Origin of the sequence: Amycolatopsis camponoti (genome assembly GCF_902497555.1) — a bacterium.
Taxonomy (GTDB): Bacteria; Actinomycetota; Actinomycetes; order Mycobacteriales; family Pseudonocardiaceae; genus Amycolatopsis; species Amycolatopsis camponoti.
In genome coordinates this window covers 1,192,464-1,211,360 of the sequence record NZ_CABVGP010000003.1, presented here as the reverse complement: position 1 = coordinate 1,211,360, position 18,897 = coordinate 1,192,464, and the positions used below count along the sequence as shown (strand labels likewise).

Here is an 18,897-nt window from a genome sequence, read left to right as displayed (position 1 = left end):
CGAGGCCGTGCGCAAGATCGGCAACTTCCGGGTGGTGTTGCGCACCAGCCTGGGCTTCGCCGGGCTCGGGCTCGGCTCCAGCGTCGCCGGGTCCGCGGTCGTCGCGCTGCTTCTCCTGCTGCAGGGCCTGCCCGGCGACGTCGGCGACCGCGGGTGGATCCTCGGGCTGACCGCCGCCGGGATCGTCGCCGTCTCGCTGCTCGCCGGGACGCTGTGGACCGCTTGGCTGCAGCGCCGCACCGCGATCTGGTTCGTGCTCGGCCGGCCGCCGTCGGAAAGCGAAGCCAAGCGCGCGCTGCGGCTGCCCGTCGACATGGCCGTCGTCAGCGGCACCCTCTGGCTGATCGGCACCGTCGTCCTCAGCGTGCTGGCCGGTGTGCTCGGCTCCGGCGAAGACGCGGTCGGCATGGCCACCGTCATCGGGCTCGGCGGCCTCACCACCGTCGGCCTCACCTACCTCGCCGCCGAGTGGGTGGCGCGGCCGGTGATGACGATCGCGCTGGAGGTCCTGCCGCCGAGCGGGTCGCTGCCGGTCACCGTGCTCACCCGGCTCGTCGTCACCTGGGCGCTGGCCAGCGGCGTCCCGTTCGTCGGCGTCCTGCTCGTCGCGACGCCACCGGAACTCGGTTCCGGCAACCACACCGCCAGCCTGATCATGCTGTCGGTGATCGGCCTCGGCGTCGGCGCGATCGGCACCGCCCTGCTGGCCAGGGCCGTCGCGGCGCCGCTGCACCGGCTGCGCGTCGCCCTCGACCGGATCGCGCGCGGCGACAACGACGTCACCGTCGACGTCGACGACTCCAGCGAGATCGGCCTGCTCCAGACGTCGGTGAACCAGCTCGCCGCCGGCCTGCGTGAGCAGGCGCGGATGCGGGACCTCTTCGGCAGGCACGTCGGGGCCGACGTCGCCCGGCACGCGCTGGAGTACGGCGCGTCCCTGTCCGGCGACGTCCGCGAGGTCACGGCGTTGTTCGTGGACGTCGTCGACTCGACCGCGCTCGCCTACCGCACGCCTCCGGAGGAGCTCGTCGAGAAGCTGAACCGGCTGTTCGCCGCGGTCGTCTCCGCGGTCGGCGCGCGCGGCGGGCTGGTCAACAAGTTCCAGGGCGACGCCGCGTTGTGCATCTTCGGCGCGCCGACGCGGCTCGCGGACGGGCCGACCGCCGCGCTGGCCGCGGCCCGCGCGATCCGGGACGCGGTGTGCGCGAACGGCGAGCTCGACCTGGGCATCGGCGTCTCGAGCGGTCCGGTGTTCGCCGGGCAGCTCGGCACCAGCAGCCGGCTCGAGTACACCGTGATCGGCGACGCCGTCAACGAGGCCGCCCGGCTGACCGAGCTGGCCAAGGCGGTGCCGTCACGGATCCTGGCCAGCGACGCCGTCGTCTCGGCGGCGCTGCCGAGCGAAGGCGCGAACTGGGTGAAGCACGGCGAGCTGGAGCTGCGGGGCCGCCAGGAGCCGACGCCGACTTGGACAGCCGGCCCGGAACGTCAGGACAGCTGACCCAGGTCCGGCCAGCGCAGCACCGTCGAGCCCCAGGTCAAGCCCGCGCCGAACGCGCTGAGCAGCACGCGGTGCCCGGCGACGAGGGTGCCGTCGGCCCGCGCGTCGGCCAGGGCGAGCGGGATGGACGCGGCGCTGGTGTTGCCGACGCGGTCGATGTTGGCGACGACGGCGTCGGCCGGCATGCCGAGCTGCTTCGCCGTCGCCTGGAGGATCCGGATGTTCGCCTGGTGCCCGACGAACCGGTCGACGTCGCCGACCATCCAGCCCGCGCGCTCCAGCACGGTCCGCGACGACTCCGCCATCCGCGCGCAGGCGTGCCGGAACACCGCGGTGCCCTGCATCGCGAGGAAGCGGTCGCTCGGCTGGTCGGACAGCCGCCGTCGCGCGCCGCCGGCTTCGACCCACAGCAGGTCGGCGAGCTCACCCTCGCTGTGCAGGTCGAACGGCCCGAACGCGCCGGGCTCGTCCGCGTCGCCGGCCCGCAGGAGGACCGCGCCCGCGCCGTCGCCGAAGATCGGGACGGTCGTGCGGTCTTCGGGGTCGATGAGCGTGGTGAAGGTGTCGGCGCCGATCACGAGCACGCGCTCGGCGATGCCGCCCGCGATGAACCCCGCCGCCGTGGCCAGCGCGTAGACGAACCCACTGCAGACGGCGTTGACGTCGAAGGCGGCGGCCGTGCCGAGCCCGAGCCGGGCCGCGACCTGCGGCGCGCTGGCCGGGCAGGGCTGGTCGGGGGTCGACGTGGCGAGGACGACGACGTCGGCGGAGCCCCCCGCGAGGGCTTCGCGGCCCGCCCCGACCGCGAGGTCCACAGTGGACTCGTCGGGTCCGGCGACGCGGCGCTCCCGGATGCCGGTGCGGGTCCGGATCCACTCGTCGGTGGTGTCGAGCCGGGCGGCGATCTCGTCGTTGCCCAGGACCGTCGTCGGCAACCACGAACCGATTCCGGTCAGCACGGCGGCAGGTGCGGGCACGGGAGAGCCTCCCCACGCCGGGGGTTGGCGGAGCGACCGGCTGGTCTTCCACTTCTATGCGCTACCCCCTGGTAGACCCGTGAGTTGTGTTCCAGGTCACTGAAAAAGTTGTTTCACTTTCCCCTCGAACGGAGTAGTGAGCGACGTCACGCAAGAGTGAGCGCGCAGCGAACGCCCGGCGGATTGTCGGAGGTCCCGGCTAGCCTGCTGGAGTGCAGACTCCCGACCTCGACCAGCTGGACATCGCCATCCTCGCCTGCCTCCAGGAGGACGCCCGCACCATCGCCGAGACGATCGGTGCGAAGGTCGGCCTCTCCGCCGCGGCGGTGCAACGGCGGATCAAGCGGCTGCGCGAAGCGGGGGTCATCGAGCGCGAGGTCGCGGTGCTGTCGCCGGAGGCGCTCGGGCTGAGCATGACGTTCGTCGTCATGGTCGAGATGGAGCGGGAGAACCTCGCGGTCCTGGACGCGTTCCGCCGCCAGATCCTCGCCGACGACTGCGTCCAGCAGTGCTACTACGTCACCGGCAACGCGGACTTCGTGCTGGTCGTGACGTGCCCGGACATGGCGGGCTTCGAGGCGTTCACCCGGCGGATGTTCTTCGACAACCCGAACGTCCGGCACTTCACGACGAGCGTGGCGATGGACCGCGTGAAGGTCGGGCTCGGCCTGCCGCTGGGCCCGTAGCGAAGCGATATCCTGGAGTGCTTTCCACCTGGGGGACGCATGCTTCGGAATCGCCGGATCTTCCTGATCGCGACCTTGATCGACGCGCTCGGCAGCGGGCTCTGGGTGCCGTTCGCGCTGCTGTTCCTGGTGCACGGCCAGGGCATGGGCCTGATCGACGCCGGGACGTCGCTGAGCACCGGCGCGCTGCTGGCGCTCGTCAGCGGCCCGGCGACCGGGGCGGCCATGGACCGGTTCGGGCCGCGGGCGCTGCTCGTCGCCGGGAACGTCGTCCGGCTCGTGGCCTTCAGCGCGTACCCACTGATCCACACCAGCTGGCAGGTGATCGCCGTGTCGGTGGTCGCCGGCTTCGGCGACCGGCTGTTCTGGACGTGCAACGCGCCGATGGTCGCCCGGCTCACTTCGGGCCGCGACACCGACCGCATGCTGGCCACCCAGACGGTCGGACGCTTCGCCGGCGCGGGCATCGGCGCGGCGGCGACCGCGGTGCTGCCGACGATCACGAGCCCGTGGGCGTTCCACTTGCTCGCGTACGTGAACGCGGCGAGCTTCGCCCTCGCGGCGGTCCTGATCCGGCTGCTCCCGCCAAGCGGCGGCCCGGAAGCCGAGCTTTCACGGGAAAGCTCGGCTTCCGGGAGCTGGCGAGCGGTGCTGACCGACCGCCCCTTCATGGGCTTCTGCGTCACCCACACGGCTTTCACGCTCGCCAGCGCGAGCAAGTTCGCCGTGCTCCCCATCGTCGTGCGGGATCTCCTGCACGGTCCACAGTGGATCGCCGGGACCGCGATCACGCTCGGCACCGTGGTCGTCGTGACCACGCAGCGCCCGATCGTCGCCCTGCTCGCCGGGCGCAGCCGGACCGCGGCGCTCATCGGCGCCGCGACGCTGTTCGCGGTTTCCTTCGCCCTGCTGATCCCGTTGGAAATGGTCCCCCTGCGCGTCGCCGCCGGGCTGATCCTGGTGACGAGCCTCGGCTTCTCCGTCGCGGAGGCGATGTTCGGCCCCACCGGCACCGCGACGGCGGCCGCGGCCGCGCCGGCCGGCGCCGAAGGCCGGGCCAGCTCGATCTTCCAGCTCTCCTGGGGCCTGCCGGTGGCGCTCGCCCCCGGCCTGCTGGCCGTCCTGCTCAGCGTGAGCAACGCGCTGACCTGGTCGGTACTGGCCCTGACCTGCGCGGCGGCGATCCCGGCGCTGCTCGTGCTGCGGAGGAAGCTCCCCGGCGCCCTGCGCGAACCGTCACCAGCAGTCGCCGCCTGAACGCAAGGGGTATGTGCCGGGCGTTACACCACAATGGACGGATGCAACCGATCAAGTGAACGTGAGAGTTTCTCCGTCATGACCGCAGGGCCTGGTCATCTCCTCCTCGAACAGTTCGCGCCGCGCGAACCGCCACCGGACTCCAGGAGGGGCCATGCAGACCGACGCCGTTCACCAGAGCCAGTTCGTGGTGCTGAACGAGAGCACCACGCCCGTCCTGTCCCGCCTCTCCTACCACGCCGACGAGCCGTTCGCGGTCACCGTGGCGTTCCGGACCGAGCGCGGCCGGTGGATCGAATGGACCTTCGCGCGTGACCTCCTCGTGTCCGGCCTCGACGAGCCGGCCGGCCTGGGTGACGTCCGGGTCCGCCCGGACCTGTCCGACGACGAAGACTTCCTCACCCTCGAAATCGAGTCACCGGACGGCTATGCGTCGTTCGAGCTGGAGATCGAAGACATCCGGACGTTCCTCGAGGCGTCCTACGAGCTGGTGCCGCTCGGCGAAGAGAGCGCGCACTTCGACGTCGACGGGCTGATCGAGGAGATCAGCAACGTCTGACCCCTGAACCTCCCATTCCCGCGGCGAGGACGAAGGGCGGGTTTCGAGTGCGCTGGAGGCACTCGAAACCCGCCCTTTCGCTGTTTTCCGGGAGGGATCAGCTGGTCTTCAGCGTGGTGCCGGTGCCCGAAAGCGCGCCGGCGATCGGGTAGAAGTACGTCACGCTCGTGTTGCCGCCGGACAGGACGCCCTGCGCGTAGTTGCCGGCGATGAAGCCGCCGCCGGAGTCACCGGCCGCCGAGCGGACGTTGGTCGCGGTCATGCCGTTGACCGTGCCCTCGGCGTAGCGGACGCTCTGGTTCTTCGCGCCGATGGTGCCGCAGGTCCAGCCGGTGGTCGAGCCGGCCTTGCAGACCGACGAGCCGGTCGCCGCGTTCGACGACCCGCGCACCGCGGTGCCGTTGTTCATCTGCGCGACCGGGGTCCAGCTGCTGTTGGTCCGGACCGCGGCGTAGTCGACGCCGGGGAAGCGGTAGGTGATCCAGCTGCCGAGCGCCGCGCCGTTCGAGCCTGTCAGCGAGCCGCCGCCGGTGAGCGCGCCGCAGTGTCCGGCGGTGACGAACCCGGTGGTCGTAGCGAAGCCGACCGAGCAGCGTGACGAGCCACCGATGTAGTAGGCGTCACCGCCGCGGATGTTGGCGTGCAGCGTCGGCTTCGAAGCCGTCTCGAGGATCGTGACCGACGACTTGTCCACACCGGACTGGGTGAGGAACGTGTCGGCCGCGCCGCGCTGGCCCTGCAGCACCGAGACCGTGACGCGGTTGGTGGCGGCGTCGACGCCCCAGCCGGTGATCGCGTACGGGGCCGCGCTGTCGCGGGCGTTCAGGGTGTCCACAGTGGAGTCGAGCTGGCGGGCGCCGAACTTCACGACCTCCGCCTCGGCCCCGGACGCCTGGATCTTGGCGACGTCGGCGGCGTTCGTGGTCTGGATGTGCGCCTTGCCCGTGGCGGCGTTGTAGGTGGCGCCGCCGAACGCGTCGCCGAGCGTCGCGCTGACGGCCTCGGTGACCTTGGTCGCGACGTCCTCGTTCTTCAGCCGCGTCAGCACCTGGTCGTGCGTCAGGCCGAGGTCGCGCTGCATGGCGGGCACGATGTCCGGGTTCAGCAGGTCCTGTCCCGACGCGGGGACGGCGATCGCGACGAGCGCGCCCGTCGTCATCACCGCGGCGGCAGCGGCACCGAAGAGTCTGGCGATCTTCATGCTTCTCCCTAGGTGGTTACGCGCGGCTCTGCACCGGCCACGCAGTGGTACTCCCCCGGGTGAGGGTCCCCGCAGTGGGCGTTACGGTGCAATCCGGGCACCCGGCGAATGGGTATACGCATTCACCCCGGACGTATCCCCTGCTCCAAGCGGTCCCGGCCGCGCGTTGTCACCCGGTCGGACAGGTCCTTAAGTAGGGTTTCCGTAGACTACTTTCGGTAGTCGTCACCCCTCCCGGAACGCGTTATGTACGGCCGGAACGGGCTGCGCACCGGCGTTTCACACGCGCTGTGTCCCGGGAGCGGCGAATCCCGTGGCAAACCGGTGACAGCCGGTAGGCGGACGTGTGAGGGCGGTACCGACCACCTATTCGGTTAATGGTTTACGGACCGATCAACGCTGCTTAGGCTCCGCGCACAGCCCCCGGTGTACGTCGAGGAGGTCCGTATGTGGTTGACGGCTCCCCGCCCCACCTCGGTGTCCGTCCGGTCGGGACCCGCCCGGCTGACCGGCCGCGACACCGAGCTGGACGCCATCGTCGACGTGCTGAAGCGCCGCCCGGCCGCGGTCCTGATCGAGGGCGAGCCCGGCATGGGCCGCACCCGGCTGCTGGCCGAGATCGGGCGGCGCAAGGAGTTCGAAGGCAGCCGCGTCCTCACCGGCGCTTGCCAGCCGTTGCGGGAACCCTTTCCCTACGGGCCCGTCCTGGAAGCGCTTCGCGCGGTGGGTGACACGCCGCTCGGCCCGCTCAGCCCGGTCGCCGGCGTGCTGCGGCCGCTGCTGCCGGAGCTCGCGGAAGCGCTTCCCCCGCGGCCCGAGCCCCTCGCCGACCCGGTCGCCGAACGCCACCGCGTCTTCCGCGCGGTGCGGGAGCTCCTGCGGGCGTGCGGACCGGCACTCGTGCTGATCGACGACCTGCAGTGGGCCGACGAGGACACCCGCGACCTCATGCGGTTCCTCGCCGGCACGATGCCACCGGAACTGGCGGTGGTCGCCACCTTCCGGTCGGCGACCGACGTCCGTCCCGGCCCGCTCGGTGCTCCTTTCCGGACCGACCCGGCCGTCCACTCCGCGCGTGTCGCGCTGGGCGCGCTCGACGTCACCGCGGTGCGCAAGCTCGCGGTCGAAATCCTCGAACTGCCCCGCGTCACCGACGAGTTCGCGGCGAAGCTGCACGAATGCACCGCCGGGATCCCGTTCGTGGTCGAAGAAACGCTGCGGGCCCTGCGCGAAGCGGCCGAGCGGCTGCCGGTCGGTGAGATCCTCTCCGACCGGATGCTGGAGAACCTCGAAGTCCCGGTGTTGCTGAGGGAAGCCGTCACCGAACGGCTTTCCGCGCTGCCGGAGCCGGCGGTGCGGCTGGCCGGCGCGGCCGCGGTGCTCGGCGTCGGCGCCGAAGCCGGCGTGCTCGGCGAGCTGGCCGGGCTGCCGGACGACGTCCTCCGCACCGCGCTGCTCGCGGCGTTGTCCGGCGGAGTGCTCGGCGAGGTCGGCGACGGCAAGTACGGCTTCCGGCACCCGTTGGCGCGCAAGGCGGTCTACGACACGGTGACCGGCCCCGAGCGCGCGTTGCTGCACGCGCAGGCGATCCGCGTGCTCGCCGCGCAGCCGTCCCCACCGCTCACGCTGCTGGCCCGGCACTCCCGCGCGGCCGGCCGCGTCGACCAGTGGCGTCACTACGCCGAAGCCGCCGCGGACGAGGCCGTCACGCGCGGCGAGACGTCCCGCGCGATCGACCTCCTGCAGTCGGTGCTGGCCGAACCCGGTCCCGCGCAGTCCGACGCCGGGCGCGTTGCCGGCAAGCTGAGCCAGGTCGCGCTGCGGGGGTTCCGCCCCGACGTGATCGGCACGCTCGAGCGCGTCCTCGAAGAGGTGACGCTGCCGCCGTCGGTCCGCGGCTCGATCCGGCTGAGCCTCGGCATGCTGCAGGTCCGGACCCTCGGCGGGCTCGGCCGCGGCCGCCTCGAAGTCGAGCGCGCGATCGGCGAGCTGACCGACCGGCCCGACCTCGCCGCGCGCGGGATCACGCTGCTCGCGCAGCCGATCGACGGACTGACGCCGTTGTCGTGGCACGAATCCTGGCGCGCCCGCGCGGGCGAGGTGTACGAGCGGCTCGACGACCCCGAGCTGCGGCTCGCGCTGACGGCCGATCGCATCGCGGCGGCGTCCCACGTCGGCGACGGCTCGGCGTGGACGGAGTTCGAAGCGCTGCCGGACACCGTCGGCACGGTCGCCGAGCGCGTCCAGCTGGCCCGGCTGTGGTGCAACCTCGCCGACGGCCAGTCGTGGGCCGGTCACCTCGACCGGGCGGAACGGCTGGTGACCGAGGGCGTCCGGCGCGCGACCGACGCGGGCGCGCTGTACGCGATCGGCCTGATCCAGGGCACCCGCGTCCGGCTGGACTGGGTGCGCGGGCGCTGGAGCGGGCTCGCCGAAGCCGCGGAACAGCTGCGCGACAGCTATCCGGAGCTCGGCCCGATCGTCATGGAGTCGTCGCTCGTGCTCGGTGGGCTGGCGGCCGTGCGCGGCGAGTTCGCCGCCGCGCAACGGCACCTGACCGCGGCGAGCGTGCACGCGCCGGACCGCGGGCCGATCCCGGTGGTGCTGTCGGCGGCCGGCGTCCTGATCACGGTGCTGCTCGCGACCGACGACGTCGACGGCGCGTGCGCGGCGGCCGACACGGCGGTGGCCGCGGCCGGGCGCAAGGGCGTCTGGATCTGGGCGGCGGCGCTGGTCCCGGCGGCGGCGCAGGCGTACGCGCGGGCCGGGCGCTGGCCGGAAGCCGACAACGTGGTCGAGGCGTTCGCCCGCGGCATCGAAGACCGCGACGCCCCGGTCGCGACGGCGGCGTTGATCGCCGGCCGGGCGGTGTTGCTGGAGGCACGCGGCAAGCAGCTGGCCGCGGCGGCGCTGTTCGACGAAGCGGCGGCGGGGTACGCGGCCTTGCCGATGCCGTACCCGGCGACGGGCATGCGCGAGCGGGCGGCGATGTGCCGCCTGGCGGCGGGCAACCGGGACGCGGTCGAGGAGCTGACGGCGGCGGCCGAGGCGTACGAACAGCTGGGCGCGACGCGGGATGCCGGCCGGTGCCGTCACCAGCTGCGCGAACACGGAGCTTGGGCGCCTTCGCAACGCGGACGGCGCGGGTACGGGAGCGAGTTGTCTCCGCGGGAGCGCGAAGTGGCGCGGATGCTGGCCGAGGGCCGGACGAACCGGGAGATCGCGGACGGGCTGTTCCTCTCGCCACGGACGGTGGAACAGCACGTGGCGAAGGTCCTGCGCAAGCTCGGCGCGCGCTCACGCACGGATGTCGCGCGCAAGCTGCCGGGCGAAGTCACCACGGCCCCGGCCGGCTGAGCTACGCGTTGGCGCGGTGGGCGGGAGAGTCCTAACGTGGGCCGGTGACTGAAGCTGCCCTTCCCGCGTGGCGCCGGCGGACCTCCGGCGAAACGCGCTGGCCCGCGATGGGCGTCGTCGTCGCCACGCTCGTGCTGCAGGTCGTGCTGCCCGACGACATGGCGCTGCACCCGCGGTGGCTGCTGCCCTCCGTCTCCGTGTTGCTCGTCGTCGCGCTGCTGCTGGTCAACCCGGGCCGGATGTCGCACTTCAGCGCCGTCGAACGGGCCATCTCGCTGCCGCTGGTCGCGACCGTCACCGCGGTGAACGGCGCGTCCGCGGCGCAGCTCGTCTACGGCATCGTCACCAGCTCGATCGGCGACCGCGCCGGGGCCGTGCTGGTAACCGGCGGGATCGTCTACTGGACGAACATCGTCGCCTTCTCGCTCTGGTACTGGGAGTTCGACCGCGGCGGCCCGGGCCGGCGGGCCGCAGGCCGGGCCGAGTTCCCCGACCTGCAGTTCCCGCAGATGGCCGACCCGGACCTGGCGCACCAGGACTGGGAACCGTCCTACCTGGACTACCTCTACTTCTCGTTCACCAACGCGGCCGCCTTCAGCCCCACCGACGTCATGCCGCTGCGGATCTGGGCGAAGATGACGATGATGCTGCAGGCCGTCATCTCCCTCATCCTGGCGGTCATGGTGGTCTCCTGGGCCATCAACAACCTCAAATGACCGCTTGGGCCAACTCAGTGCCGAGAGATCGTGAAGCTCTGGCCGTCCGAACCGATCGCGCCCGGGATCCACGTGTTCGTCCCGCGGTCGTCGGCGTTCAGCGCGGACGGGCTGGTCGAGGCCAGGTTCGTCCCGTTGAACTTGACGCCGGTGAACGTGATGCCGCCGGAGATCGTCGGGTAGGAGTCGGTCGGCGACTCGATGATCGCCTCGGCCGACGCGTGCTTCGACGTCAGCGACTTCGTGGTCGTCTTGGTCCAGCCCTTGGTGGTGTCGGACAGGTCGAGCCGGTAGGTGTTGGTGGCGGTGCGCGTCACCGTCGCCGTGATGTGGTCGCCCGCGCTCACCGACACGTTGTAGTACACCGGCGCGGCCGGGTACATCTCGTACCAGGCCGAGTACACCGCACGCCCGCTGGAGCAGTCCGTCTCGACGCCGGTCTGTTCCACTGTGGACGATCCGTCGCCGTCGATGCCGACCCACGGCGCGAAGAGGTCGTTGCTCGACCGGCAGGTCACGCTCGGCTCGGTCCAGCTGGCCGTCGCCGTGGTGAAGCTGCCGAAGCTGACGTATCCGCCCCAGTTGCCGCCGGAGAACTGGTGCCCGTGGAAGTGCGAGCCGTACTCGACCGCCGCATGGGCGGTACCCGAGACGGCCAAGCCGGCGGCCGCCGCGGCAACCGCCGTGAGGACGCGGACAGCGCGCGACGCAAGGATTCTGGACATGCGGGGACTCCGTTCACCGATGGGGACCGGGAAAACCGTGTCCCCAAGTGTTGGAGCAACCCCAAAAAGAAGGTAGCTACTTTCGAAGGGTCTTCACATTCCGGGAAATACTCACGATTTGCCGGATTTGCTCCGGAAAAGACGAAAAGACCCGTGAAGGCCTCCGCGGGGGAAGAGGCCTTCACGGGTCGATGTCGCTCACCCACCGCCCGGTGAGGTGAGCGGGGCTACTGCTGGGCCTGCGCGCGAGCCGTGTCCACGAACTTCGTCGTGTACGTCTGCGACAGGTCGATCTTGTCCTTCTTCGGCTTCACATTGCTGGACGACTCGCCCAGCACCTTCAGCACGTTCTGCGCGCCCGCCGGGTCCATCCGGCCGTCCTTCGTGAACATCGGCAGGCTGTCCTTGAGCGACTTCACGTACAGCGCCTTGTCCCCGCCGGCGAACGACGGCGGCATCACGTCGGCGACCTGTTCCGGCGTGTGCGTCGAAATCCACTTCAGGCTTTCGACGTACGCGTTGGCCAGTTTCTGCACGATGTCCGGATACCGCTTCACGATTTCGCAGCCCATGTACAGCGAACTGGCCGGGTACAAACCACCCAAAGCGGCTTTCGTGCCTTCGACCGTGCGCATGTCGTAGAGCACCTTCGCCTGACCGGTGTTGGTCAGCTGCGCGATCGTCGGGTCGGTGGTCATCCCGGCGTCGATCGAACCCTGGTTCATCGCCGAGATGAACGTCTGCCCGGCGCCGACCTTGACCGGCGTGTACTCCTTCGAGCTGACGCCACCGCGCGCGGCCAACGCCTTCGTCAGGAAGTCCGTCGACGAGCCCAGCGACGTGACGCCGAGGTTGCGGCCCTTGAAGTCCGCACCCGACTTGATCTCGCCGGCCTTGCCGGTGGCGACCATCTCGGCCTCGCCCGGCACGTTCGCGAACTGCACGACGCTCTGGATGCACTGTTCCTTGGCCTGCAGGTCGATCGTGTGGTCGTAGAACCCGACGACCCCCTGCACCTCGCCGGCGAGCAGCGACGTCTCGGCGTTGGCCCCCGACGGCTGGTCGAACAGCTCGACGTCGAGCCCCTGCCGCTTGTACGCGCCGATCTGCTGCGCCAGCTGGCCCGGCAGGTAGATGACCTTCGAGATGCCGCCGATCATGATCTTGATGTGCGGCTGGCCGGAGGTGCCGATGGCGATCTCCCGCGAGTCGCGGCACGCCGTGACCCCGGCCATCGCGACCGCGAGCGCGGCCACCACGCCGACTGTCCTCTTCAAGCGCATGTCAGACCACTCCGTGCGCGGCGTCGGCGGCGGACGGCGGGCGCCACCGCAGCAGCCTGCCCTCCAGCGAACTGATGCCCCACTCCGCGAGCAGCGCGACCACGGTGATGATCAGCATGCCGGCGTACACGCCCGCGGTGTCGAACGTGCCCTGCGCGTTGGCGATCAGGAAGCCCATGCCGGCCTTGGCGCCGGTGTACTCGCCGACGACCGCGCCGATCAGCGCGAACCCGAAGGCGACGTGCAGCGAAGACAGGATCCACGACGTCGCGCTCGGCAGCACGATCGACTTGAGCACCTGGCCGCGCGTCGCGCCGAGGATGCGGGCGTTGTCGATCAGGTTCCGGTCGACCTCACGGGCGCCGGTGAAGGCGTTGAAGAACACCGCGAAGAACACGAGCACGACGACGGTCGCGACCTTCGACGACAGCCCGAGCCCGAACCAGATCACGAACAGCGCGGCGAGCACGATGCGCGGCAACGCGTTGGCGGCCTTGATGAACGGCGCGAGCACCTGGGCCAGGTACGAGCTGCGGCCGAGGATGACGCCGAACACGACCCCGGCGATGGCACCGATGACGAAGCCGATCGCGGCCTCCTCGACGGTCACCAGGATCTGGTACCAGATCGAGCCGAAGTCGGTGCCGGCGCCGAACCACTCGACCAGCCGCTCCCAGATCTTCGACGGCTTCGAGTAGAAGAACGGGTCGATCCAGTACGTCGCGGTCAGCTCCCAGCTGCCCAGCCAGACGACGACGATAGCCAGGCGCAGCAACCAGATGTTGCGCTTGCGCCGGGAAGAAGCCTGCTTCGCGCGGGCCAGGATGTCCTGCTCGGTCTCCAGGACCGGGAGGGGGGCGGAGGTGGCCGCCGGCGTCTCAAGCGACATTGCTCGCTCCCTTCTCACGGGCCTTGTCGACCTCGCTGCGCAGTGATTCCCAGATGTCGGCGTAGAGCTTGCGGAACTCCTCGGTGAGCCGCAGCTCCTCGACCTTCCGCGGCCGCTCCAGCGGGATCTCGAAGACGTCCTTCACGGTGGCCGGGCTGGAAGTCAGCACGACGACCTTGTCCGCCAGCGCGATGGCCTCGTCGAGGTCGTGCGTCACGAAGATCACCGCGGCACCGGACCCGGACCACAGCCGCAGCAGCTCGTCCTGCATCAGCGCCCGCGTCTGGACGTCGAGCGCGGAGAACGGCTCGTCCATCAGCATGATCTTCGGCTTGGTGACGAGCGTCTGGGCCAGCGCGACGCGCTTGCGCATGCCGCCGGAGAGCTGGTGCGGGTAGTACTTCTCGAACCCGGCGAGCCCGACGCGGGCGATCCAGTCGACGGCCTGCGCGCGGGCCTCGGCCTTCGGCACCCCGCGGAAGCGCGGGCCGGAAGCGACGTTCTCCAGCACCGAGCGCCACGGCATAACGGCGTCGGTCTGGAACATGTAGCCGACGCCGTCCGGGATCGACTTCACGTCCTCGCCGTTCACCTGCACCCGGCCGGCGGACGGCGGCTGCAGCCCCGAGACCAGCGAGAGCGTCGTCGACTTGCCGCAGCCGGTGGGGCCGACGACGGCGACGAACTCGCCGGGCTGGACGGTCATGGTCAGGTCGCGGACGGCCGTGTGCACGGAACCGGACCCGCTCGGGAACCGTTTGGTGGCTCCGGTGAGTTCGATCAGTGGGGGAACCATGGGGAGGTGACTCCTTCGTCACGTGGTGCCTGTCACGTTGGGAAGGGACGTTAAGTACGCGTGGCGCTCGCGTGAAGCTTGTCGACGTTCTGCGTGCGAGCCGCGCGTTCTGAATGTTTTGCTCGTTTAGCGCACGGCCGTGAGCTGGGGGTATGTTCCCAGCCATGCCAAAGTGGGCGCTCTTCCCGCGGATGCGGTTCAGCAGGCAGGTGCTGCTGCTGCAGATCGGCGTGGTCGCCCTGGTGGTCGGGATCGGGGTGGCGCTGGTCAGCGTGCTCCTGTCCCGCACGCTCACCGACCAGTACGGACGCCGCGCGCTGGCCATCGCGAAGTCCGTCGCCGCGGACCCGGTCGTCGTCTCGAACGCGGCCGCGAAGCTCCCCGCCGGCCCGCTCGAGGAGCGCGTCCTCGCCGTCACCAAGGCCAATGAGGCGCTGTTCGTCGTGATCACCGACGACAAGGGCATCCGGCTCGCCCACCCGACACTGTCCGAGATCGGCAAGCCGGTCAGTACTCCGGCGGACCGGGCTCTCGCCGGGGAGGACGAGATCAGCGCGGTGCAGAGCGGCACGCTCGGCCTGTCCGTGCGCAGCAAGACCCCGATCCGGCAGGGGCAACGCGTGGTCGGCGAGGTCAGCGTCGGCTTCGAAGTCGGCGACCCGACCGGCGACTTCAACCGCCTCTTGGCGATCACGCTGGTGTTCGCGGGCGGCGCGCTGCTGCTCGGCGCGGGCGCGTCGGCGCTGCTGAACCGGCGGCTGCGGCGCGTCACGCACGGCCTCGAACCGCACGAACTCACCGAGCTGCTCTACGAACGCGAAGCCGTGCTGCACGGGATCGGCGAGGGCGTCCTGGCGGTCGACGAGGCGAACCGCGTCTCGGTGCGCAACGACGAAGCCGAACGCCTGCTCGGCACCGAGCTCCCGATCGGCGCGGCGATGGCCGAGCTGGAGCTCAGCCCGCGGGTGCACAAGGCCGTCGCCGAAGGACGGCCGGTGGACAACCTCCTGGCGGTCGCCGGAAACCGCGTGCTCGTCATCAACAGCCGGGCTGTGCACCTCGACGACCGGCCGATCGGCACCGTGCTGACCTTCCGCGACCGCACCGACCTCGACACCGTCACCCGCGAGCTGGACGGCATCCGCGCGCTGTCCGACGGCCTGCGCGCCCAGCGGCACGAGTTCGCGAACCGGCTGCACACGCTCTACGGGCTGCTCCAGCTCGGCCACCACACCGAAGCCGTCGAGTACCTGCAGACGCTGACGGATTCGACGTCGGCGCGGCCGAGCGAGCTGGGCGACGCCGTCGCCGACCCGTACCTGCAGGCCCTGCTCGTCGCGAAAACCGAGCAGGCGCAGGAAAAGGGCCTCACGCTCAGGCTCGCCGACGACACCTGGGTGCCGACGACGGTGACCGACCCGATCGCCGCGAACACCGTGATCGGCAACCTCGTCGACAACGCGCTGCACGCCGCCCGGATGGGCCCGCGCCGGCCGGCGACCGTCGAGGTCAGCCTGCTCGCCGAGGGCGGCACGCTGCACCTGTCCGTTGTGGACAGTGGGCCCGGGGTGCCCGAAGAGCTGCGGCGGACGTTGTTCGACGAAGGCGTCTCGACGAAGATCGCGCCCGGCCACGGACTCGGGCTGGCGCTCGCCCGGCAGGCGGCCCGCGCCCGCGGTGGCGACGTCTGGCTGGCCACCGGTCCCGGCGACGGCGAGACGGGTGCCCTGTTCGTCGCGAAACTGCCCGGAATGCTGACGGAGGACGGATGATCCGCACGCTCATCGTCGACGACGACTTCCGCGTCGCCGGGGTGCACGCCGGGTTCGTCGAGGAGGTCGACGGCTTCGCGGTGGTCGGCACCGCGCACACCGCGGCGGAGGCCCGCGCCCGCGTCCGGGAGCTCGCGCCGGACCTGATCCTGCTCGACGTCTACCTGCCCGACGAGTCCGGCCTCGCGGTGCTGCCGGAGCTGCAGACCGACACGATCGTGCTGTCCGCGGCGACCGACAGCGCGTCGGTGGCGGCCGCGATCCGGGCCGGCGCGCTGAACTACCTGATCAAGCCGTTCACCACGCGCCAGCTCGCGGAACGGCTGACGTCGTACGCCCGCTTCCGCGGCCTGCTCGCCGAAGACCGCGCGCTGGGCCAAGACGACGTCGACCGCGCGTACCGGGTGCTGCACGACCAGGACCGGACGTCCGCGCCGAAGGGCCAGTCGACGGCGACGTCCCGGCTGGTCTCGGAGCAGCTGTGCCGGGCGGGCCGCCCGCTGTCGGCGGCGGAGGTCGCCGGCGAGCTGGGCATGGCGCGGGCGACGGCCCAGCGATACCTCACGGCGCTGGCCGAATCGGGGTCGGTCCGGATGCGGCTGCGCTACGGCGCCACCGGGCGCCCGGAGCACGAATACCGCTGGTCCGACGCCTGACTCAGCGCCGGACGGTCGTCGTGTCCACGCGGTACTGCTGCATCATGCTTTCGGCGACGTCCACCCAGGACTGGACCGGGTTGGCCTTCGACGGCGTCGGCGACGGCAGGTCGGCGCGCACATCGTCTTCCTCGGGCACGGTCTTCTTCGCCTGCGGTTTCGCCTGCGCCTGAACGTTCTTCGGGGCCGGCTTGGCGGGCACCGGCACGAACACGGTCGTCGGGGCCGGCGTGGCCACCGGCGCCTGCGGGGGCTGCGGGACCCGCGGCTGGTGCGCGGGTGCTTCGGCGACGGCCGGGCGCGCGTCGAGCTGGGCGACGTCCCGGTTCGGGGCGAACAGGCTCCCGGTGGCCATCCCGCCGGCCAGCCAGCCGACCGCGACGAGCAGCACCGCGGCACCGCTGCCGAGCCACGTGCGGGCGCGGCGCCGGATCACCACGGACTTCGGGCGGAGGTCCTGATCGCACACCGGTGGCCGCGTGTAGATCGGCTCGGCGGCCGCCACGTCGTCGTCGGTGCGGCGCCGCCGCGGCAGGCTCGCCGCGACGATGCCGGTGCGATCCAGCAGCTCCCCCGCGGTGCGGTCGCTGGACGGACGGGTCGCACTGCGCTGTGCGGTGCGAAGCATCGGAGACCTCCGGTACGGGGCGCGCGGACCCCAAGCATTCTGGACCATTTCGGACGGCCCTGTCAGAAACGCAACTCCATTGGGTGAAAGGCCGGGTCCGGAATACGCACCCTGAAAGCGATTCAGCTTTCCATCTGCTTGAGCCCCCGGCGCGCCAGGATCGCGAGCGGCCGCTGGTAGGCCGAGCCGAGGACGCGCGGGATGGCGTCGATGACGTAGGCGTCCGGTCCGATGAGGATCCGCGCCGACTTCCGCTCGATCCCGCGCAGGATCGTCTGTGCCGCCTTCTCCGGCGTCGTCTTCGCGATCCGCTCGAAGCCCTGCGCGGCCTGCTCCTGGTCGTCGGAGATGCTGCGCGCGTTGCGCACGATGTTGGTCTTGATCCCGCCCGGGTGCACGCAGCTCACCGCGACCGGGTGCCGCGCGATCAGCATTTCTTCGCGCAGTGCTTCGGTGAATCCGCGCACCGCGAACTTCGCCGCGTTGTACGCGCTCTGCGTCGGGACGCCGACGAAGCCGAACACGCTGGAAATGTTCACGACGTGCCCGTCACCGGACGCGATCAGGTGCGGCAGGAAAGCCTTCGTGCCGTTCACGACGCCGCCGAGGTTGATGCCCATCAGCCAGTCGTAGTCCTCGAACTTCATCTCTTCGACGGTCGCGCCGAGCGCGACACCGGCGTTGTTCACGACGACGTTGACGCGGCCGAACTCCGCCGCGACCTCCTCGGCGTGGGCCAGCACGGCGGCACGGTCGGCGACGTCGAGGACGTACGGGCGGGCGTTGTCGCCGGCCAGCTTCGCCGTCTCCTCGGCGTTCGCGGCGTTGACGTCGGAGAGGACGACGCGCGCCCCGCGCCGGGCGAACTCGAGCGACAGCGCCCGCCCGATCCCCGAGCCCGCTCCGGTGACCACCACGACCTTGTCCGCGAACTGCTTCATCGGCCCTCCCAGTGCTACACAGTGTTACCCCGAGTCACGGATATTAGCGGCTGTGAGCTTGCTGTGGGTGTGCTGATCGTGTCGGTGCGGCACCTTAAGGTGATGGGGTCGACCGACCCGGGGGCGAGTGAAGAGGAGGCGATGCGCGTGCGGCGGCCCGCCGTCCTGTTGCTCACCCTCGCCGCCGTCCTGCTGCTCGGGGCGGCCTTCGTGGTCTTCGCGGCCCGGCAGCCGCGGTCCGCGAACGCGGCCGGCCCGGACACCGGGGTCGTCGAAGCGGCGCCGGTGTCGACGCCCGACCTGCCCGCGGTGTCGAGCCCGGCGGTCGGCGCGCTGTTCCTCGACGGGTCGCACTACTGCACCGCCAGCGTCGTCCACAGCGACCAGGGCGACGTGCTGCTGACCGCGGCCCACTGCATCCACGACGGCGAGGGCGGCGGCTACCTCACCGGCGTCACGTTCGCGCCCGCCTACCACGACGGCGTCGCGCCGTTCGGCTACTGGACGGTGTCCGACGAGCTCGTCGCGCCCGGCTGGGCGACGTCGTCGGACCAGGACCTCGATGTCGGCTTCGCCACCGCGCACCAGGCGGGCGCCACGAAGACCCTGGAAAGCCTGGTCGGGGCGAACACCCTCGCGACCGGCACCGAGTTCGAGCAGGCCATCACGCTCACCGGTTACCCGGACGACTCCGAGGCCCCGGCGGTCTGCCGGAACACGACGACCCGCCAGGACACGTACCAGCTGAAGGTGGACTGCGCCGGCTTCCCGACGGGCACCAGCGGCGGCCCGTGGGTGACCGCGCCCGACCCGAAGACCCGGCTCGGCACGGTCATCGGCGTCATCGGCGGCTTCGAGTACGGCGGCGACGACCCGGACACGTCGTATTCGAGCTACTTCGACACGGACGTCCAGGCCCTCTACCGGCAGACGACGGCCCGGGCATGATGCGC

At 71.1% G+C, this 18,897-nt stretch carries 17 protein-coding genes; 9 read left to right on the top strand and 8 right to left on the bottom strand.

What is annotated here, in order from left to right; translation table 11 throughout:
• Positions 1-7 precede the first annotated feature (7 nt).
• Positions 8-1,501 carry an adenylate/guanylate cyclase domain-containing protein gene (locus AA23TX_RS42230; RefSeq protein ID WP_155548537.1) on the top strand — a complete coding sequence of 498 codons (1,494 nt, stop codon included), beginning with the start codon at positions 8-10 and terminating at the stop codon, positions 1,499-1,501.
• Here AA23TX_RS42230 and AA23TX_RS42225 read toward each other — a convergent pair.
• Positions 1,489-2,478 (bottom strand): beta-ketoacyl-ACP synthase III, encoded by a 990-nt coding sequence (locus AA23TX_RS42225; RefSeq protein ID WP_155548536.1) that lies wholly within the window; start codon positions 2,476-2,478, stop codon positions 1,489-1,491. The genes AA23TX_RS42230 and AA23TX_RS42225 overlap by 13 nt on opposite strands.
• 212 nt (positions 2,479-2,690) lie before the next feature.
• Here AA23TX_RS42225 and AA23TX_RS42220 point away from each other — a divergent pair, with 212 nt between their 5' ends.
• From AA23TX_RS42220 to AA23TX_RS42210, 3 genes are all read left to right on the top strand, one after another.
• A complete protein-coding gene (locus AA23TX_RS42220; protein ID WP_155548535.1) occupies positions 2,691-3,164 on the top strand; it encodes an Lrp/AsnC family transcriptional regulator in 474 nt (157 codons plus the stop codon).
• Between the two features lie 39 nt (positions 3,165-3,203).
• Positions 3,204-4,421 carry an MFS transporter gene (locus AA23TX_RS42215; RefSeq protein ID WP_155548534.1) on the top strand — a complete coding sequence of 406 codons (1,218 nt, stop codon included), beginning with the start codon at positions 3,204-3,206 and terminating at the stop codon, positions 4,419-4,421.
• A 154-nt stretch (positions 4,422-4,575) separates the two neighbouring features.
• The gene (locus tag AA23TX_RS42210; RefSeq protein WP_155548533.1) at positions 4,576-4,980 is read left to right on the top strand and encodes an SsgA family sporulation/cell division regulator; all 405 of its coding nucleotides are present in this window, start codon (positions 4,576-4,578) and stop codon (positions 4,978-4,980) included.
• A gap of 97 nt (positions 4,981-5,077) precedes the next feature.
• Here AA23TX_RS42210 and AA23TX_RS42205 read toward each other — a convergent pair whose 3' ends face one another.
• Positions 5,078-6,181 (bottom strand): S1 family peptidase, encoded by a 1,104-nt coding sequence (locus AA23TX_RS42205; protein ID WP_155548532.1) that lies wholly within the window; start codon positions 6,179-6,181, stop codon positions 5,078-5,080.
• Between the two features lie 447 nt (positions 6,182-6,628).
• Here AA23TX_RS42205 and AA23TX_RS42200 point away from each other — a divergent pair, with 447 nt between their 5' ends.
• Entirely contained in the window at positions 6,629-9,538 is a 2,910-nt protein-coding gene (locus AA23TX_RS42200; RefSeq protein ID WP_155548531.1) for an ATP-binding protein, read from the top strand.
• Positions 9,539-9,645: 107 nt separating this feature from the next.
• On the top strand, positions 9,646-10,254 hold the full coding sequence (locus tag AA23TX_RS42195; RefSeq protein ID WP_155549427.1) for a hypothetical protein: 609 nt from the start codon (positions 9,646-9,648) through the stop codon (positions 10,252-10,254).
• A gap of 14 nt (positions 10,255-10,268) precedes the next feature.
• Here the strand turns inward: AA23TX_RS42195 and AA23TX_RS42190 are convergent, their stop codons facing one another.
• From AA23TX_RS42190 to AA23TX_RS42175, 4 genes are all read right to left on the bottom strand, one after another.
• Positions 10,269-10,979 (bottom strand): G1 family glutamic endopeptidase, encoded by a 711-nt coding sequence (locus tag AA23TX_RS42190; protein ID WP_155548530.1) that lies wholly within the window; start codon positions 10,977-10,979, stop codon positions 10,269-10,271.
• A 227-nt stretch (positions 10,980-11,206) separates the two neighbouring features.
• Positions 11,207-12,262, bottom strand: a complete 1,056-nt coding sequence (locus AA23TX_RS42185) for an ABC transporter substrate-binding protein (protein ID WP_196425836.1) — start codon at positions 12,260-12,262, stop codon at positions 11,207-11,209.
• Position 12,263: 1 nt separating this feature from the next.
• Positions 12,264-13,151: an ABC transporter permease gene (locus AA23TX_RS42180; RefSeq protein ID WP_155548529.1), complete on the bottom strand. Its 888-nt coding sequence runs from the start codon at positions 13,149-13,151 to the stop codon at positions 12,264-12,266.
• Entirely contained in the window at positions 13,141-13,947 is an 807-nt protein-coding gene (locus AA23TX_RS42175; RefSeq protein WP_155548528.1) for an ABC transporter ATP-binding protein, read from the bottom strand. The genes AA23TX_RS42180 and AA23TX_RS42175 overlap by 11 nt, the downstream gene beginning before the upstream one ends.
• 191 nt (positions 13,948-14,138) lie before the next feature.
• On the opposite strand from AA23TX_RS42175, the gene AA23TX_RS42170 reads away from it, so the two are divergent.
• Positions 14,139-15,719, top strand: a complete 1,581-nt coding sequence (locus tag AA23TX_RS42170) for a sensor histidine kinase (protein WP_155549425.1) — start codon at positions 14,139-14,141, stop codon at positions 15,717-15,719.
• Positions 15,716-16,375 (top strand): response regulator, encoded by a 660-nt coding sequence (locus tag AA23TX_RS42165; protein WP_155548527.1) that lies wholly within the window; start codon positions 15,716-15,718, stop codon positions 16,373-16,375. Before AA23TX_RS42170 ends, AA23TX_RS42165 begins: the two co-directional genes overlap by 4 nt.
• Position 16,376: 1 nt before the next feature.
• Here AA23TX_RS42165 and AA23TX_RS42160 read toward each other — a convergent pair whose 3' ends face one another.
• Positions 16,377-17,003 (bottom strand): hypothetical protein, encoded by a 627-nt coding sequence (locus AA23TX_RS42160; protein ID WP_155548526.1) that lies wholly within the window; start codon positions 17,001-17,003, stop codon positions 16,377-16,379.
• Between the two features lie 122 nt (positions 17,004-17,125).
• Positions 17,126-17,944: an SDR family oxidoreductase gene (locus AA23TX_RS42155; RefSeq protein ID WP_155548525.1), complete on the bottom strand. Its 819-nt coding sequence runs from the start codon at positions 17,942-17,944 to the stop codon at positions 17,126-17,128.
• 141 nt (positions 17,945-18,085) lie between these two features.
• Between AA23TX_RS42155 and AA23TX_RS42150 the strand changes: the two genes are divergently transcribed.
• Complete coding sequence (locus AA23TX_RS42150; RefSeq protein ID WP_155549424.1) at positions 18,086-18,892, top strand: trypsin-like serine peptidase; 807 nt, start codon at positions 18,086-18,088, stop codon at positions 18,890-18,892.
• Positions 18,893-18,897: the final 5 nt, after the last annotated feature.

Bases quoted from the DNA above. Each gene is read 5' to 3' on its own strand.
- AA23TX_RS42160 (WP_155548526.1), bottom strand. From the start codon at position 17,003: ATGCTTCGCACCGCACAGCGCAGTGCGACCCGTCCGTCCAGCGACCGC.
- AA23TX_RS42210 (WP_155548533.1), top strand. From the start codon at position 4,576: ATGCAGACCGACGCCGTTCACCAGAGCCAGTTCGTGGTGCTGAACGAG.
- AA23TX_RS42215 (WP_155548534.1), top strand. From the start codon at position 3,204: ATGCTTCGGAATCGCCGGATCTTCCTGATCGCGACCTTGATCGACGCG.
- AA23TX_RS42195 (WP_155549427.1), top strand. From the start codon at position 9,646: ATGGGCGTCGTCGTCGCCACGCTCGTGCTGCAGGTCGTGCTGCCCGAC.
- AA23TX_RS42190 (WP_155548530.1), bottom strand. From the start codon at position 10,979: ATGTCCAGAATCCTTGCGTCGCGCGCTGTCCGCGTCCTCACGGCGGTT.
- AA23TX_RS42200 (WP_155548531.1), top strand. From the start codon at position 6,629: ATGTGGTTGACGGCTCCCCGCCCCACCTCGGTGTCCGTCCGGTCGGGA.
- AA23TX_RS42165 (WP_155548527.1), top strand. From the start codon at position 15,716: ATGATCCGCACGCTCATCGTCGACGACGACTTCCGCGTCGCCGGGGTG.
- AA23TX_RS42170 (WP_155549425.1), top strand. From the start codon at position 14,139: ATGCGGTTCAGCAGGCAGGTGCTGCTGCTGCAGATCGGCGTGGTCGCC.
- AA23TX_RS42185 (WP_196425836.1), bottom strand. From the start codon at position 12,262: ATGCGCTTGAAGAGGACAGTCGGCGTGGTGGCCGCGCTCGCGGTCGCG.
- AA23TX_RS42180 (WP_155548529.1), bottom strand. From the start codon at position 13,151: ATGTCGCTTGAGACGCCGGCGGCCACCTCCGCCCCCCTCCCGGTCCTG.
- AA23TX_RS42175 (WP_155548528.1), bottom strand. From the start codon at position 13,947: ATGGTTCCCCCACTGATCGAACTCACCGGAGCCACCAAACGGTTCCCG.
- AA23TX_RS42205 (WP_155548532.1), bottom strand. From the start codon at position 6,181: ATGAAGATCGCCAGACTCTTCGGTGCCGCTGCCGCCGCGGTGATGACG.
- AA23TX_RS42150 (WP_155549424.1), top strand. From the start codon at position 18,086: ATGCGCGTGCGGCGGCCCGCCGTCCTGTTGCTCACCCTCGCCGCCGTC.
- AA23TX_RS42155 (WP_155548525.1), bottom strand. From the start codon at position 17,944: ATGAAGCAGTTCGCGGACAAGGTCGTGGTGGTCACCGGAGCGGGCTCG.